A 15037-nucleotide genomic window follows, 5' to 3' on the forward strand; every position below is an offset into this window, starting at 1 on the left:
AACCAAGGGATCAGGCCGGCAAGCCCAGCGTGCCGCGCAACTGCTTCCGCAGCAGCACGAAACTCGCCTCCAGATCCTGCGCACTGGTATCGAACACCAGATCCGCCTTTTCATAGAACGACGACCGCCCCGCCAGGATGCGCCGCAGATCCTCCATCGCCTCCTGGCTGCCCGCCATCGGCCGCAGGTCACCTTGCTCGGCGACGCGGCGCATGTGGTCCTCGGGCGTGGCCTGCAACCAGACCGTGGTGCAGTGGCCGAGCAGCAGGTTGAAGTTCGCCGCGTCCGACACCAGCCCGCCCGGCGTGGCGATGACGACTTCGGGGTAGATCTGGATCGCCTCTTCCAGCGCACGGCGTTCGTAGCGGCGGTAGGCGTTGGTGCCGTAGAGGTTGTGGATCTCGCTGATGCTGCAGCCCGCGAACTGCTCGATCTGCCGGCTCAGCTCGATGAACGGGTAGCCGAGGTCATCGGCGAGCATCTGCCCGAGCGTGGACTTGCCAGCCCCGCGCAGCCCGATCAGCGCGATGCAGTGGCCGCGCTCGGCCTGTGCGGCGGAGCCGGCGGCGAACAGCGTGGCCAGCGCTTCGCGGGCGCGGCGCAGTTCGGCGTCGCTGCGGCCCTCCAGCAGCTCGCGGATCATCAGCCACTCCGGCGACGAGGTCGTCACGTCGCCGATCAGCTCGGCCAGCGAGCACTGCAGCGCGCCCGCCACCTGCTGCAGCACGAGGATCGACGCATTGCCGGTGCCGTACTCCAGGTTCGCCAGGTGCCGCTCCGACACCTCCGACGCCAGCGCCACCGCCTTGCGCGTCAGCCCGCGCCGCGCGCGCAGGTCGCGCACCCGCTCGCCCAGCGTGACCAGCAGCGGGTTCTTGGCCTCCTCGGCCGGCGACGGAATGGCGGCCAGCGCCGCCGCTTCGATGGAATTGACCTGCATGGTGATGTCGCTTGGCTTCCGCTCAGGGTCTAAGGGGAAACACTATGTATGCACTATATTGCTTGACACTGATTGGGACGAGAACTATCGTCCGGCGAAAGCACAATAGTGCATGTTCATGCGGGCCGCAAGCCCTCCCCGATCAAACCCGGATCAAACCTCCATGTCGCAAGCCACTTTCCGTGCCGCGCTGGCCGAACTCGGTGCCCAGATCGCTGGCCGACCCCTCGATGCCGACCTCGACGCCTGGCTGAACCTGCACCATGGTGCAGGCAGCGTGACTTACCAGCACCTGGCCGACGAGATCCGCACCGGCGTTGCCGAAGGCTGGCTGTGCAACCGCGAAGGCGGCGGCATCCGCTACGGGCGCATCTTCAAGGCAGCGGACGATCTGGCCGGCTGCTCGGTGGACGTGGTCGACATGAACGACATCGCTGGCCCGCACCACCGCCACCCGAACGGCGAGATCGACCTGATCGTGCCGGTCGATGCTGGCGCCACCTTCGACGGCCGCGGTGCCGGCTGGCTGGTCTACGGCCCGGACACCGCCCACCGGCCCACGGTGGCGCAGGGCCGCGCCTACGTGCTCTACCTGCTGCCGCAGGGCGCCATCGAATTCACCGGCCAATGACCGGACCGTGAGAGGACAGGACACCCCATGAACGCCCCCACCGCCGGACAGCCCTTCAACTTCGCACAGCACCTGCTGTCGCTGAACACCGCCCGCCCCGACAAGGCCGCCTTCATCGACGACCTCGGCACGCTCACCTACGGCCAGCTCGACGAGCGCGTGCGCCGGCTGGCCGCCGCACTGCGGGCGATGGGCCTGAAGCGCGAGGAGCGGGTGCTACTGCTGATGCAGGACGGCTGCGACTGGCCGGTGAGCTTCCTCGGCGCGATGTACGCCGGGCTGGTGCCGGTGGCGGTCAACACGCTGCTGACGGCCGACGACTACGCCTACATGCTGGAGCACGCGCGGGCGCAGGCCGTGCTGGTCTCCGGCGCGCTGCTGCCGACGCTGACCGCGGCGATGGTCAAGTCGGACCACGAGGTGCAGAAGGTCATCGTCTCGCGTCCGGCCGCGCCGCTGCACCCGGCCGAGGTCGAGTTCGAGTCCTTCCTCGCCGCCCACGCGCCGGCGCAGAAGGCAGCGTCCACCAGCGGCGATGACCCCGGCTTCTGGCTCTACTCGTCCGGCTCGACCGGGCGGCCCAAGGGCACGGTGCACTCGCACGCCAATCCCTACTGGACCGCCGAGCTGTACGGCACCGGCGTCCTCGGCCTGACCGAGCAGGACGTGTGCTTCTCGGCCGCCAAGCTGTTCTTCGCCTACGGGCTGGGCAACGCGCTGAGCTTCCCGCTGACGGTGGGCGCCACCACGATCCTGATGGGCGAGCGCCCCACGCCGGACGCCACCTTCAAGCGCTGGCTCGGCGGCGTCGGTGGCGTGAAGCCGACGGTGTTCTTCGGTGCCCCGACCGGCTTCGCGGGGATGCTGGCGCACCCGAACCTGCCGGCGCGCGAGGCGGTGGCGCTGCGGCTGGTGTCGTCGGCGGGCGAGGCGCTGCCGGCGGACCTCGGCGAGCGTTTCCAGCGCCACTTCGGCGTGGACATCGTCGACGGCATCGGCTCGACCGAGATGCTGCACATCTTCCTGAGCAACCGCCCCGACGCGGTGCGCTACGGCACGACCGGCTGGCCGGTGCCGGGCTACGAGGTCGAACTGCGCGGCGACGACGGCCGCCCGGTGGCGGACGGCGAGCCGGGCGACCTCTACATCCAGGGTCCGTCGGCGGCCATGATGTACTGGGGCAACCGCGAGAAGACCCGCGACACCTTCCAGGGCGGCTGGACCAAGAGCGGCGACAAGTACATCCGCAACCCCGATGGCACCTACACCTACGGCGGCCGCTCGGACGACATGCTCAAGGTCAGCGGCATCTACGTCTCGCCCTTCGAGGTCGAGGCGACGCTGGTGCAGCACCCGGCCGTGCTCGAAGCCGCGGTGATCGGCGTGGTCGATGCGGAAGGGCTGACCAAGACCAAGGCCTTCGTCGTGCGCAAGGCGGGCGCGGAGGTCACGGACGCCGAGCTGAAGGCCTTCGTCAAGGACAAGCTGGCGCCCTACAAGTACCCGCGCACCATCGACTTCGTCGAGGACCTGCCCAAGACCGCCACCGGCAAGATCCAGCGCTTCAAGCTGCGCGACCAGGAAAACCAGACCAAGGCGCAGGGCTGACCCGATGGCACAGGCAACCGCATTCGCCAACATCGACTGGGCCGGCCGCCCGGTCCGCATCGAATACCGCTGCATCGACGCGCCGGCAGGCGCCGCGCCGCAGCCGACGCTGGTCTTCCTGCACGAGGGCCTCGGCTCGGTGTCGATGTGGCGCGACTTCCCGGACCGACTGTGTGCGGCGCTGGGCTGCGCGGGGCTGGTGTACTCGCGCCCGGCCTACGGCCAGTCCACCCCGAAACCCGCCCACGTCCGCTGGCAGCCGGACTTCATGCACCGGCAGGCGCGCGAAGTGCTGCCCGCTGTGCTCGACGCGGTCGGCGTGCCGGCACCGTATGCGCTGTTCGGCCACAGCGACGGCGGCTCGATCGCGCTGCTGCACGCGGCAATGTTCCCGGAGCGGGTCGCGGCCCTCGTCGTCGCGGCGCCGCATCTCTTCGTCGAGGACCTGAGTATCGCCAGCATCGCCGAGGCCCGCACGGCCTACGCGACGACCGACCTGCGCGACAAGCTCGGCCGCCACCATGCCGACCCGGACTCCGCCTTCCGCGGCTGGAACGACATCTGGCTCGATCCGGCCTTCCGCGGCTGGAACATCGAGCGCGAGGTCGCGCAGGTCCGCTGCCCGGTCCTGGCCGTGCAGGGACACGACGACCAGTACGGCACGATGGCCCAGATCGAGCGCATCGCCGACCTTTGTCCCGGCCGTACCACGCTGCTGCAGCTCGCCGCCTGCGGCCACAGTCCGCACCGCGACCAGCCGGAAGCCCTGATAGGCAGCGCCACCGAATTCCTGCATCGTCCTCCCCGCTGAGACGCAGAACGTCCACACCGGCCCCATTTCCTCTGGAGACATGACATGACCCCCATCCTCACCCGCACCCTGCTCGCCACCGCACTGCTCTCGATCGCTGGCGGCGCCCTCGCCGAAGACAAGCTCAAGGTCGGCTTCATGCTGCCCTACACCGGCACCTTCGCCGCCCTCGGCGTGGCCATCGAGAACGGCTTCAAGCAGTACGTCGACGAGCAAGGCGGCAAGCTCGGCGGCCGTGCGGTCGAGTACGTCAAGGTCGACGACGAGTCCGACCCGTCCAAGGCGGCCGACAACGCCAACAAGCTGGTCAAGCGCGACAACGTCGACGTGATGGTCGGCACCGTGCACTCGGGTGTCGCGATGGCGATGGCCAAGGTCGCCAAGGACAACAACACGCTGCTGATCGTGCCGAACGCCGGCGCGGATGCCATCACCGGCCCGCTGTGCGCCCCCAACATCTTCCGCTCCTCGTTCTCGAACTGGCAGCCGGGCTACGCCATGGGCAAGGTCGCCGCCGACAAGAAGATCAAGACCGCGGTGACGCTGACGTGGAAGTACGCGGCCGGGGATGAATCGGTGCGCGGCTTCAAGGAAGGCTTCGAGGCGGGCGGCGGCAAGGTGGTGAAGGAGCTGAACCTGCCCTTCCCCGGCGTGGAGTTCCAGGCGCTGCTGACCGAAGTCGCCGCGCTCAAGCCGGACGCGGTGTACGTGTTCTTCGCCGGTGGCGGCGCGGTCAAGTTCGTCAAGGACTGGGCGGCTGCCGGTCTGGGCGCCAACATCAAGCTGATCGGCGCCGGCTTCCTGACCGACGGCACGCTCGAAGCCCAGGGCGACACCGCCAAGGGCCTGCTGACCACGCTGCACTACGCCGACGACCTGACGAACCCGAAGGACAAGGCGTTCCGGCTCCAGTACGCCAAGACCTACAAGCAGCAGCCCGATGTGTACGCCGTGCAGGGCTATGACGCGGCACAACTGCTGGGGGCCGGCATGGTCGCCGTCAAGGGCGACGTGAAGAACCGCGACGGTCTGGTCAAGGCGATGGAAGCCGCCCGGATCGACAGCCCGCGCGGCCCCTTCACGCTGAGCAAGGCGCACAACCCGGTGCAGGACTTCTACCTGCGCGAGGTGACCGGCAAGGTCAACAAGAACGTGGGCATCGCGGTGAAGGGTCTGACCGACCCGGCGCGCGGCTGCAAGCTCTGATCCACGCCTGATCGCTGACCACGCCCCCGCCCCGCATGGACCTGACCACCTTCCTCATCCAGTGCCTGAACAGCGTGCAGTACGGCCTGCTGCTGTTCCTGGTGGCCTCGGGGCTGACGCTGATCTTCGGGATCATGGGCGTGATCAACCTCGCCCACGGCAGCTTCTACATGATCGGCGCCTACCTGGCGTTCAGCTTGAGTTCGCTGCTCGGCAGCCTGCCCCTGGCCCTGCTGGTCGGCACCGTGCTGGCGGTGGCCTTCGGCTACGTGCTGGAGTGGGTGTTCTTCAGCTACCTCTACGACCGCGAGCACCTGCAGCAGGTGCTGATGACCTACGGGCTGATCCTGGTGTTCGAGGAGCTGCGCAGCATCCTGGTGGGTGACGACGTGCACGGCGTGGACATCCCCGGCTGGCTCGCAGGCTCGATCGCCATCGGCAACGGCATGACCTACCCGGTCTACCGGCTGGCGGTGTCGGCGGTGTGCCTGCTGTTGGCGCTCGGCATGTACCTGCTCATCAGCAAGACCCGTGTGGGGATGATGGTGCGGGCTGGTGCGACCAACCGCGAGATGGTGCAGTCGCTGGGCATCAACATCACGCTGCTGTACCGGGTGGTGTTCGCGGTCGGGGTGGCACTCGCCGTGTTCGCCGGGATGATCGCGGCACCCGTGTCCTCGGTGTACCCGGGCATGGGCGGACAGGTGCTGATCATCTGCTTCGTGGTCGTCGTGATCGGCGGCATCGGCTCGATCAAGGGCGCGCTGGTCGCCGCACTCCTGATCGGCTTCGTCGACACCTTCGGCAAGGTGCTCTGGCAGGAAGGCGCCGGGGCACTGGTCTATGTGCTGATGGCAGCCATCCTGCTGTGGCGTCCGGCCGGTCTGTTCAAGGCAGGGTGATCGGCGATGACCTCCTCCCACTCCAAACCATCTCGTTCCTCGCTGCCCGTCATCGCCTGGGTGCTCGTCTTCGCGCTGCTGGCGGTGTTCCCGCTGCTGCCCGAGCCGATCGGCGGCAAGTTCCACACCGAGCTGCTCGCCAAGGTGATGATCATGTCGATCTTCGCCGCCAGCCTGCAGCTGCTGGTGGGCTACACCGGGCTGGTGAGCCTGGGCCACGCGGCCTTCTTCGGCTTCGGCGCCTACGCGGTGGCGATGCTCGCGCCCATGTCCGAGGCCGGCAACGGCTGGCTGATGCTGGCGGCGGCGATGGGCGGCGCAGGGCTGCTCGCGCTGGTGATCGGCGCGCTGGTGATGCGCACGCAGGGCATCTACTTCATCATGGTCACGCTGGCCTTCGCGCAGCTGGTCTTCTTCGTCTTCCACGACACGTCGATCGCCGGGGGCAGCGACGGTGCCTACGTCTACTTCAAGCCGGCACTGACGATCGCCGGCTGGCAGTGGATCGACCTGGAGCAGGCCAACAGCTTCTACTGGTTCGTGCTGGGCGCGCTCGCGCTGACGCTGGGGGTGCTGACGCTGGTGCTGCGCTCGCGCTTCGGGCACGCGCTGGTGGGCATCAAGCACAACGAGCAGCGGATGCGCGCCGCCGGTTATGCCACGCTGCTCTACAAGCTCGCGAGCTTTGTCGTCGCGGGGATGCTGGCCGGACTCGGTGGCTTCCTCTACGCGGTGCAGTACGGCTTCGTGACGCCCGAGATCCTGTCCTGGCACCAGAGCGGCAATGCGCTGGTGATGATCATCCTGGGCGGGCTGGGCAGCCTGGGCGGGGCGGTGGCGGGGGCGTTCGCGTTCGTGCTGCTGTCGGAGTGGTTCTCGGCGCTGAGCAAGCACTGGCAGCTGCTGTTCGGCGGCTTCATCATCGTGGCGGTGGCGCTGCTGCCGCAGGGGCTGGCGGGCGTGTGGTCGCGGCTGCAGCAACGCAAGGAGGCGGCATGAACAAAGCCCTGTTCGAGGCCCGCGCCCTCACCCGCCGCTTCGGCGCGCTGGTCGCCGTGGACAAGGTGTCGGTGGCGCTGTTTGAAGGCGAGATCCACGCCGTCATCGGCACCAACGGCGCGGGCAAGTCCACGCTGATCAACCTGCTCTCCGGGGAGCTGCCGCCGACCAGCGGCGAGGTGCGGCTCGACGGCAAGGACGTGACGCGCTGGCCGCAGCCGAAGCTCGCCCACGCCGGCATCGGGCGCAGCTACCAGCGCAACAACATCTTCCTGCCGCTGACGGTGGCCGAGAACTGCCGGCTCGCCGCACAGGCGCGTGTGCAGCGGCCGTTCGCGTGGTGGGAGTCGGCGCAGGCGTGCCGCACCAGCACCGGGCGGGCGCAGGCGGCGATCGAGCGCGCAGGACTCGCCGCATTCGCCCAACGCACGGCGGCGAGCCTGTCGCACGGCCAGAAGCGCCAGCTGGAGATCGCGATGTGTCTGGCCACCGAGCCGCGCGTGCTGCTGCTGGACGAGCCGCTGGCGGGCATGGGGCCGGAGGAGTCGCACCGGATGCTGGAGCTGCTGCGCGAGCTGAAGACCGGCCACGCGATCCTGCTGGTCGAGCACGACATGGACGCGGTGTTCGCAGTCGCCGACCGGATCACCGTGATGGTCAACGGCGCGGTGATCGCCACCGGCACGCCCGACGAGGTGCGCACCAACCGCGACGTGCAGGCCGCTTACCTGGGAGGCCACTGATGTCGACACCGTCTTCTGCATCCACATCGACCCCGCTGATCATCGACGCGCAGGGCGTGCAGGCCTGGTACGGCAGCAGCCACATCCTGCACGGCATCGACTTCCGACTCGCCCGGGGCGAGACGGTGGGCTTGCTCGGGCGCAACGGCATGGGCAAGTCCACGCTGATCCGCACGTTGCTGGGCCATGTGCGCCAGCGCGAGGGGCGCATCCAGGTCGCGGGCAAGGACTTGTCCAAGGGCATGCCGCACCAGGTCGCGCAGCTGGGCGTGGCCTATGTGCCCGAGGGCCGCGGCATCTTCCCGACGCTGACCGTGCGCGAGAACCTCGTGATGGCGGCCCGTGCCGGCACCCGGGGGCAGAAGGACTGGACCTACGAGCGCGTGATGGAGACCTTCCCGCGCCTGTCCGAACGGCTGACGAATCTGGGTAGCCAGCTCTCCGGCGGCGAGCAGCAGATGCTCTCGATCGGCCGCGCGCTGATGACCAACCCCGACGCAGTCATCCTCGACGAGGCCACCGAAGGGCTCGCGCCACTGATCGTCGCCGAGATCTGGCGCGTCATCGCCAGCATCCGCCGCACCGGCATCGCCACGCTGATCGTCGACCGCGACTACCGCAAGGTCTGCACCGAGTCGGATCGGCTGGTGGTGATGCAGAAGGGGCGCGTCGTGCTCGAAGGGCCTTCCGAGGCGCTGCGCGGCAGCTCGGAGCTGGCCGGTTTCCTCGGCGTCTGAAACGCATCCCGACAAGAACCCAAGGAGACACACGACATGGACCTGATGCTGTTCGACGACGCTGCCGCCCTCGCCCCGCCGCGGGTGCTGCGCGAGGACCTGCCCGGTGGCGGTTTCATCCTGCGCTCGCCCGAGCTGCTGCAGCCCTTCGTGCGCTGCATCGGCGAGTGGCTGGAGCACTGGGCGCAGACCACGCCCGACGCCGTCTTCCTCGCCGAGCGCGACGCGACCGGCGGCTGGCGCCAGCTCAGCTACCGCCAGACACGCGACGCGGTCGGCCGGCTCGCGCAAGCGCAGCTCGACCTGAACCTGCCCGCCGACAAGCCGGTGGTGATCCTGTCGGACAACAGCGTCGACCACGCGCTGCTGATCCTGGCGACGATGCACCTCGGCCGCGTGGCCTGCACGGTGTCGAGCGCCTACTGCCGGCTGACCAAGGACTTCGAGAAGATCCACGCCATCCTCGACGCACTCGACCCCGCGCTGGTCTACGCCGCCGAGCCGGGCGTCTACGGCCCGCCGGTGCGCACCTGGCCACGGGGACGCGACGTGCCGGTGGTGTTCAGCCAGAACGCGGCGGCCTTCGATGGCGCACACGCCTTCGCCGGGCTGCTCGACCACGCCGAAACCCCCGCCGTGATGCGCGCCTTCGCCGCGATCCGCCCCGAGTGGCCGGCCAAGTACCTGCTGACCTCCGGCTCGACCGGCGTGCCCAAGGTCGTCGTCAACAGCCACCGGATGCTCTGCGCCAACCAGAAGCAGATCGCGCAGGCCTGGCCCTTCCTCACGCGCCACCAGCTGCGCCTGCTCGACTGGCTGCCCTGGAGCCACACCTTCGGCGGCAACCACAACTTCCACATGGTGCTGGCCCACGGCGGCAGCCTCTGGGTCGACGAGGGCCGCCCGGTGCCCGGCCTGATCGAGAAGACGGTGGCCAACCTGCGCGAGGTGCGGCCGAACTTCCACTTCAACGTGCCGCGCGGCTTCGACATGCTGCTGCCCTACCTCGAAGCCGACGAGCAGCTCGCCCGCGACGTGATCGAGAACCTCGAAGGGGTGTTCTACGCCGGCGCCGCGCTGCCGCAGAGCCTGTGGACGCGGCTCGAAGCGGTGGTCGCCAAGGTGCGCAACCGGCCGCTGTGGTTCACCTCGTCGTGGGGCGCGACTGAAACCGCGCCCGCCGTCACCAATGTGCACTGGCGCATCGACCGCGCCGGCTGCATCGGCCTGCCGCTGCCCGGGGTCGAGCTGAAGCTGCTGCCCAACGGCGGCAAGCTGGAGATCCGCGTGCGCGGCCCGAACGTGTTCTCCGAATACCGCCACGCGCCCGAGGTCACCGCCAAGGCCTTCGACGCCGACGGCTACTACTGCATCGGCGACGCCGCCCGGCTGGTCGACGAGACCCGCCCCGAGCGTGGCATCGTCTTCGACGGGCGTGTGGCCGAGGACTTCAAGCTGCTCAGCGGCACCTGGGTCAGCGTCGGCACGCTGCGGGTGCGCGCCGTCACTGCGCTGGCGCCGCACGTGGCCGACGTCGTCATCACCGGCCACGAGCGCGAGGAAATCGGCCTGCTGGTCTTCCCGACCCCGCAGGCCAAGGCGCTGCCGCGGGCCGAACTGGAAGCCCATCTGCGCGCCGGACTGCGGGCGATGAAGGCTGAAGGGGGTGGCTCATCGCAGACGCCGGTCTGCGCGCTGCTCCTGGACGAACCACCCAGCGTGGACGCGGGCGAGATCACCGACAAGGGCTATCTGAACCAGCGCGCGGTGCTGACGCGGCGGGCAGCGGCCGTGGTCGAACTCCACGGATCCACCGGCTTGCGCGCCTGAATTGCTCGAGCGCGGCCGGAGATTAAAAAACCGGTCCTTGCAGATCCAAATGCTCCCGCATCTGCAGGGAGCTTGCGCGGAGGGATCGGTACCATACGGAACCAAAAGTGTCTAGCATTTCCGCATGCAACACTTTCTGGTCATCCTGCTGGGCCTGCACCTGGGCATCGGACTGCTCCTGCTGAACGTCGGACCGCTCAGTGACCTGATGCGCGAGACCCGGCAGGACGGGTTCCACTCACGGCTGATCCTGGCGGTCTTCCTGCTGCTGCTGTGGCCCTGCCTGTGGCCCACCGCGGTGTACCGGCCGCAGTTCGGGCTGAACGCGCTGACCTTCGAGATCCACAGCCGGCTGGATCAGGTCGACATCGACAGGTGGTCGGCGTCGAGCGAGGTCCTCGCCAATGCCGGCTGGGCCACCGGCACCGGCGCAGCCGATCCGGCCCGGTAGGCACGCGCCTGCCGGCGCAGGTCGACGCTGAGAAACAGCGCCCGCGAGGCCAGCGTCGGCGCATACAGCCGCAGGGACTCGTGCGTCCGGCAGTTGCGGCTCCACTGCAGCTTGTACTCCTCGTCCAGACCGATGAAGTCGAACTCGCGCACTCCTTGCGCGAAGTAGCGCTCCAGCCGTGCCACCAGCAGCATCACGCCAGGGCGGCGCGCGGTGTAGGCCGGATCGAAGCTGGTCTTCAGGCCGTAGACACGTTCGCCCTGCAGCAGGTCCATGCTGTGCGCCGTCGGCACACCGTCGATGAAGAGCACGGCGGCCAGCACCCGACCCAGCGTGGCATAGCGGGTCAGCAGTGCTTCGTACAGCCGGGTTTCCCAGTCGCGCGCGGCGAGCGACGTCCCGGTCTGGCGCTTCCAGCTCTGGCGCTCGACGCCCAGCGCCAGCGCGAAGTAGGCGGCCATCTCGTGGGGCTGGGTGAAGTAGCGCACCTCGACGCCTGGATCGGTCGTGACATCGCGGCGGCGTGCCCGCATGTTGCTGCGGAAGTTGCGGCTCTTGGTGGCCAGGAAATCGTCCAGCGTGCCGGGGCTGGCGATGTAGGGCGAGCGGCCCTTGGGAATGTGCTCGACGCGGCAATCGACCTGCTCCGCCGCTTGCAGCCAGGCCTTGTGCAGGGGCGCACCCACTTCCAGCAGATCGACGTCGAGCCAGTGCCAGGCGCCGGTCATCCCTTGCAGCGCCTGCAGCGTCTGGCGCACGGCGGCGGTGGTGTCCAGCGAGGTCAGCAAGCCCCCGTGCAGACAGAAGATGTTCGACAGGGCGCCGACCTTCTTCCAGGTGAAGCCCATGCGGCGCTGGGTCGTGAAGCGCAGCGGCCAGACCATCGACAGCTCGCCACAGGCGGTGGTGCGGAAGGCCACGCGCAGTTCGGCCGTGTCCAGCTGGTGGCCGTGCAGCAGGCTGCGCGCCCAGATCGGGCTCAGATCAGGCGCTGCGCCCTGTGCGGCCCACAAGCGCATCCACGCCGCTTCGTGCCGTTCCATGAAGGTGTCCCACGGCAGGAATTGCACTGCATCCGAAGTCGTCATACCCAAAACCCTTTGGCCCGAATTGCTGATTGGGATGGAGTTTGGGGGCTACTTCCGGCGCTCTCACGCCCCTGAATTTCGACGGGCCAACCGCCGTGCGGAAATGTACGGATCTGTACCCGCTCAATCAGGGGGTAAAGATTCACCTTCTGCAGCCGAGCACAGCCGGCGCCAGTCGGCGGGCACCAGAACGGCCTCGATCGCATGCGGATCGCTGCCATCGCCCTTGCGGCGGGCGAACACGCGCACCTCGGTGATCTCCACCAGCAGCGTCTCGCCGCGGCGGATGCGGTGCGTCATGACGAAGCTCTTGCGGCGCCACTCGGTGACGCTGGAGTCGATCGACAGCGCGTCGCCATAGGAGGCGGGACGCAGGAACTTCGCCTGTGTGTCGACCAGCGGCGTGCCGAGGATGCCGCGCTCGCGCTCGGTCTCCTTCCAGCTCGGCAGGCCGCACTGGACGAAAAAATGCCGGCTCGCGGCATCGACCCAGCGGAAGAAGTTGGGGAACCAGACGATCTGCGCCGGGTCGCAGTCGCCGAACTCGACGCGAAGGGGGTAGGTGTGGGTGAGGCTCATGCCCACCAGTGTGGCTCAGCCGGCCTTGGGCAGCGGTCCGCGGTTGAGCGGCGCAGAGGGCGCAGTGGTGGGCCGCTCGCGGCTGGACAGCCAGGTGCCGAGCACGCCGCAGCCGGTGATGATCGCGATGCCGCCGAGCGTGGCCGCGTCCGGCGCGTGGCCGAACCAGAGCCAGCCGACCAGCGTGGCGAAGATGATCTGGAAGTACAGGAAGGGCGTCAGCGTGGCGGCCCCGGCGCGCATGTAGCCGAGGATCAGCAGGAAGTGGCCCGAGGTGCTCAGCGCGCCGAGCAGCACCAGCAGCGCCCAGCCGGCCGGCGTCAGCGTCTGCCAGCTCCACGGCAGCAGCACGCTGGTGAGCGCGGCGCCGGTCAGGCCGGTGTAGAACTGCGTCGTCGCGGGGTCTTCGGTGCGCGCCAGGCGGCTGGTGATGAGCTGGAACACGGCGTTCGACAGCACCAGCCCGAACGGCAGCAGCGCCGCCCAGCCCAGGTCATGCGCCTCGCCCTTGGGCCGGATCACGACCAGCGCGCCGACCATCCCGCCCGCCAGCAGCAGCCAGCGCAGCGCCGGGATGCGCTCGCCGAGCGTGAGCGTGGCCAGCAGCGTGATCAGCAGCGGGGTGAGCATCACGATGGCGGTGAACTCGCCGACCGGCATCACCTGCAGGCTGAAGAAGGCCAGCACGCTCAGCGACAGCAGGCTCAGGCCGCGCAGCAGTTGCAGGCCCGGGCGCTCGGTTTTCAGCAGCGCGGTGCCGCGGCGCGGCAGCACGGTCAGCGCGGTGAACCCGACCTGGAACATGTAGCGCGCCCACACCACCAGCCCCACCGAGGCAATCGCGCTGGCGACCTTCACGCCCGCGTCGAAGCAGGCGAACAGGGCGACGGCGGCGATGACGAACAGGATGCCGTGGAGGGGGCGGGAGGGGGTGGCGATGGGCATGGGGACAGAGCGCGAGGGGAAGGCGCCACTGTAACGACCAATGGAAAACCCTTATCCATCGGGCAGCACCTCTTTGCGGTGTTTGCCCCGTATCCGTGTCGTCCTCGCGTCGTTTTTTGTGCAGCAGCGACTCAGTTCGCTGATTTCAGGCCCGCGAGCGGCAACACCATCTGCAGCGGCGCATGGGCGAACGCGATGAAGCCGTGGCGCTGGTAGAACCGGGCTGCGCTCTCATCCTTGGCATCGACCATCACGGCGAACGTGGCCACCGGCGACTGCAAGGCCCGCTGCACGGCGTCCCACAGCAGCGCCGCGCCGAGTTGCCGCCCCTGGTGGCGCCGATCGACCGCCAGCCGCCCGAGCCGGGCCACCGGCACCGAGGGATAGCGCGGCAGGCGGCGCGCCAGCGCGTCGGGCAGGTCGGTCAGCGGCACCCCGGCCGCGGCGAGCGTGAAGTACCCGGCCACCGCGCCCGTCTCCACATCCACCGCCACGAAGCACGACGCCACGCGGCGGCGCACGTCCTGCCCGACCTGCTCCTTCAGGTAGCGGTCGAGCGGGGGCGAACCGCAGTCGAAATCGGATCGCGGGTGCGCGGGGCTCAGCGCTTCGATCCGGAATGGGGCTGCTGTCACACGGCGCGGTCGATCAGCTGCGCGTGGGCCTGCGCGGCGCGCTCCAGCGCGGGCGACGGGGCCGGCGGCTCCAGCAACGCCTGCGCAAACCGCTCCTGGTCCTCGACCGACAGGCGGATGATCTGAGCGTCCTCGATGGTCCGACAGGCCGCCTCGCGTGCCGCCACGACCAGGAAGTCGCTGACGCTGCGGCCCTGCAGCTCGGCAGCGCGGCGGACGAGGGCGAGCACGTCGGGGGCGATGCGGGCTTCGACGCGGGTGGTGCGAGGTTGCGTGGTGGGCATGAGGGCCTCCTTTGTCAGAAATGTACGTTATTTCGCCGGACAAATTTCAGTGTGAACTCTGTCGAGATCAGAGCCTCGCCACACTTCATACGAACGCCGTAGCCTACAACCAAGGTACCGTGAAGGGTGCTCCTGAGTTCGACACCAAATGCCGTCATACCCGTTATACTGCGCTGTTCAAATATCTGCGCAAGACCTTTTTGCTTGGGTCAATGGGTGCCATAGCATAGCCAGCACACCTAAATCTCAACATCAACACAATCCGTTTAATTTATGGCCATCGCCAATATATATCATAAAAGATTTGTATTATTCATGGACATCCTTGGATTTAAAGAATTAGTAAGAAGCGGAAGGGAGCAACAAATATTTGTCGCGCTTGATGCTTCAAAAAATCTAGCAAATAGGACTTCAGATGAAGATTTTTGTAGTTTCAAATCAGCAGTATTTTCTGACTGCATCGTAATGTCGCAAGTTTTTGACGATAAAATCGTGGGGCATAGCGAAAATAAGCAATTTCAAATAAGTTAAATACTTAAAATTCAAACTTATATTTTTTGCCAAATCCATCGAGAATTTCAGCGACATCCTGTTCAAGAACCACTTTATCCCGACGCTTTGCTTTCATCCAAGTGTATTTCATCTTGT

17 protein-coding genes are annotated in these 15037 nt (G+C 67.8%); 11 read left to right on the forward strand and 6 right to left on the reverse strand.

Annotated features, from left to right (window positions below; genetic code table 11):
- Positions 1–10: 10 nt before the first annotated feature.
- Positions 11–940 (reverse strand): helix-turn-helix transcriptional regulator, encoded by a 930-nt coding sequence (locus AABN02_RS17425; RefSeq protein WP_338416175.1) that lies wholly within the window; start codon positions 938–940, stop codon positions 11–13.
- Between the two features lie 163 nt (positions 941–1103).
- On the opposite strand from AABN02_RS17425, the gene AABN02_RS17430 reads away from it, so the two are divergent.
- The 10 genes from AABN02_RS17430 (at position 1104) to AABN02_RS17475 (ending at position 10858) form a co-directional block, all read left to right on the forward strand.
- Positions 1104–1571 carry a DUF4863 family protein gene (locus AABN02_RS17430; protein WP_338416176.1) on the forward strand — a complete coding sequence of 156 codons (468 nt, stop codon included), beginning with the start codon at positions 1104–1106 and terminating at the stop codon, positions 1569–1571.
- 27 nt (positions 1572–1598) lie between these two features.
- Positions 1599–3179, forward strand: a complete 1581-nt coding sequence (locus tag AABN02_RS17435) for a benzoate-CoA ligase family protein (protein ID WP_338416177.1) — start codon at positions 1599–1601, stop codon at positions 3177–3179.
- Between the two features lie 4 nt (positions 3180–3183).
- Positions 3184–3990, forward strand: coding sequence for an alpha/beta hydrolase (locus tag AABN02_RS17440; protein WP_338416178.1), 807 nt, complete (start codon positions 3184–3186; stop codon positions 3988–3990).
- A 45-nt stretch (positions 3991–4035) separates the two neighbouring features.
- Positions 4036–5196: an ABC transporter substrate-binding protein gene (locus tag AABN02_RS17445; protein ID WP_338416179.1), complete on the forward strand. Its 1161-nt coding sequence runs from the start codon at positions 4036–4038 to the stop codon at positions 5194–5196.
- Between the two features lie 35 nt (positions 5197–5231).
- A complete protein-coding gene (locus tag AABN02_RS17450) occupies positions 5232–6098 on the forward strand; it encodes a branched-chain amino acid ABC transporter permease (protein WP_338416180.1) in 867 nt (288 codons plus the stop codon).
- Positions 6099–6104: 6 nt separating this feature from the next.
- Positions 6105–7097 carry a branched-chain amino acid ABC transporter permease gene (locus AABN02_RS17455; RefSeq protein ID WP_338416181.1) on the forward strand — a complete coding sequence of 331 codons (993 nt, stop codon included), beginning with the start codon at positions 6105–6107 and terminating at the stop codon, positions 7095–7097.
- Positions 7094–7840: an ABC transporter ATP-binding protein gene (locus tag AABN02_RS17460; protein WP_338416182.1), complete on the forward strand. Its 747-nt coding sequence runs from the start codon at positions 7094–7096 to the stop codon at positions 7838–7840. Before AABN02_RS17455 ends, AABN02_RS17460 begins: the two co-directional genes overlap by 4 nt.
- Entirely contained in the window at positions 7840–8577 is a 738-nt protein-coding gene (locus AABN02_RS17465) for an ABC transporter ATP-binding protein (RefSeq protein ID WP_338416183.1), read from the forward strand. The genes AABN02_RS17460 and AABN02_RS17465 overlap by 1 nt, the downstream gene beginning before the upstream one ends.
- A gap of 36 nt (positions 8578–8613) precedes the next feature.
- On the forward strand, positions 8614–10407 hold the full coding sequence (locus AABN02_RS17470) for a feruloyl-CoA synthase (protein ID WP_338416184.1): 1794 nt from the start codon (positions 8614–8616) through the stop codon (positions 10405–10407).
- Positions 10408–10531: 124 nt separating this feature from the next.
- Entirely contained in the window at positions 10532–10858 is a 327-nt protein-coding gene (locus tag AABN02_RS17475; protein ID WP_338416185.1) for a hypothetical protein, read from the forward strand.
- Here the strand turns inward: AABN02_RS17475 and AABN02_RS17480 are convergent.
- From AABN02_RS17480 to AABN02_RS17500, 5 genes are all read right to left on the reverse strand, one after another.
- Positions 10765–11946: a GNAT family N-acetyltransferase gene (locus AABN02_RS17480; protein ID WP_338416186.1), complete on the reverse strand. Its 1182-nt coding sequence runs from the start codon at positions 11944–11946 to the stop codon at positions 10765–10767. The genes AABN02_RS17475 and AABN02_RS17480 overlap by 94 nt on opposite strands.
- A gap of 123 nt (positions 11947–12069) precedes the next feature.
- Entirely contained in the window at positions 12070–12525 is a 456-nt protein-coding gene (locus AABN02_RS17485) for an acyl-CoA thioesterase (protein WP_338416187.1), read from the reverse strand.
- A 15-nt stretch (positions 12526–12540) separates the two neighbouring features.
- A complete protein-coding gene (locus tag AABN02_RS17490; protein ID WP_338416188.1) occupies positions 12541–13470 on the reverse strand; it encodes a DMT family transporter in 930 nt (309 codons plus the stop codon).
- 131 nt (positions 13471–13601) lie between these two features.
- Entirely contained in the window at positions 13602–14105 is a 504-nt protein-coding gene (locus AABN02_RS17495; RefSeq protein WP_338416189.1) for a GNAT family N-acetyltransferase, read from the reverse strand.
- Positions 14102–14389 carry a DUF1778 domain-containing protein gene (locus tag AABN02_RS17500; RefSeq protein WP_338416190.1) on the reverse strand — a complete coding sequence of 96 codons (288 nt, stop codon included), beginning with the start codon at positions 14387–14389 and terminating at the stop codon, positions 14102–14104. The genes AABN02_RS17495 and AABN02_RS17500 overlap by 4 nt, the downstream gene beginning before the upstream one ends.
- 273 nt (positions 14390–14662) lie before the next feature.
- On the opposite strand from AABN02_RS17500, the gene AABN02_RS17505 reads away from it, so the two are divergent.
- Complete coding sequence (locus AABN02_RS17505) at positions 14663–14920, forward strand: hypothetical protein (RefSeq protein WP_338416191.1); 258 nt, start codon at positions 14663–14665, stop codon at positions 14918–14920.
- Positions 14921–15037: the final 117 nt, after the last annotated feature.

Origin of the sequence: uncultured Sphaerotilus sp. (assembly GCF_963924895.1) — a bacterium.
Classification (GTDB): Bacteria; Pseudomonadota; Gammaproteobacteria; order Burkholderiales; family Burkholderiaceae_C; genus Sphaerotilus.

Coding starts and splice junctions, on each gene's coding strand:
- AABN02_RS17425 (WP_338416175.1), bottom strand. CDS start 940: ATGCAGGTCAATTCCATCGAAGCGGCGGCGCTGGCCGCCATTCCGTCG.
- AABN02_RS17430 (WP_338416176.1), top strand. CDS start 1,104: ATGTCGCAAGCCACTTTCCGTGCCGCGCTGGCCGAACTCGGTGCCCAG.
- AABN02_RS17435 (WP_338416177.1), top strand. CDS start 1,599: ATGAACGCCCCCACCGCCGGACAGCCCTTCAACTTCGCACAGCACCTG.
- AABN02_RS17440 (WP_338416178.1), top strand. CDS start 3,184: ATGGCACAGGCAACCGCATTCGCCAACATCGACTGGGCCGGCCGCCCG.
- AABN02_RS17445 (WP_338416179.1), top strand. CDS start 4,036: ATGACCCCCATCCTCACCCGCACCCTGCTCGCCACCGCACTGCTCTCG.
- AABN02_RS17450 (WP_338416180.1), top strand. CDS start 5,232: ATGGACCTGACCACCTTCCTCATCCAGTGCCTGAACAGCGTGCAGTAC.
- AABN02_RS17455 (WP_338416181.1), top strand. CDS start 6,105: ATGACCTCCTCCCACTCCAAACCATCTCGTTCCTCGCTGCCCGTCATC.
- AABN02_RS17460 (WP_338416182.1), top strand. CDS start 7,094: ATGAACAAAGCCCTGTTCGAGGCCCGCGCCCTCACCCGCCGCTTCGGC.
- AABN02_RS17465 (WP_338416183.1), top strand. CDS start 7,840: ATGTCGACACCGTCTTCTGCATCCACATCGACCCCGCTGATCATCGAC.
- AABN02_RS17470 (WP_338416184.1), top strand. CDS start 8,614: ATGGACCTGATGCTGTTCGACGACGCTGCCGCCCTCGCCCCGCCGCGG.
- AABN02_RS17475 (WP_338416185.1), top strand. CDS start 10,532: ATGCAACACTTTCTGGTCATCCTGCTGGGCCTGCACCTGGGCATCGGA.
- AABN02_RS17480 (WP_338416186.1), bottom strand. CDS start 11,946: ATGACGACTTCGGATGCAGTGCAATTCCTGCCGTGGGACACCTTCATG.
- AABN02_RS17485 (WP_338416187.1), bottom strand. CDS start 12,525: ATGAGCCTCACCCACACCTACCCCCTTCGCGTCGAGTTCGGCGACTGC.
- AABN02_RS17490 (WP_338416188.1), bottom strand. CDS start 13,470: ATGCCCATCGCCACCCCCTCCCGCCCCCTCCACGGCATCCTGTTCGTC.
- AABN02_RS17500 (WP_338416190.1), bottom strand. CDS start 14,389: ATGCCCACCACGCAACCTCGCACCACCCGCGTCGAAGCCCGCATCGCC.
- AABN02_RS17505 (WP_338416191.1), top strand. CDS start 14,663: ATGGCCATCGCCAATATATATCATAAAAGATTTGTATTATTCATGGAC.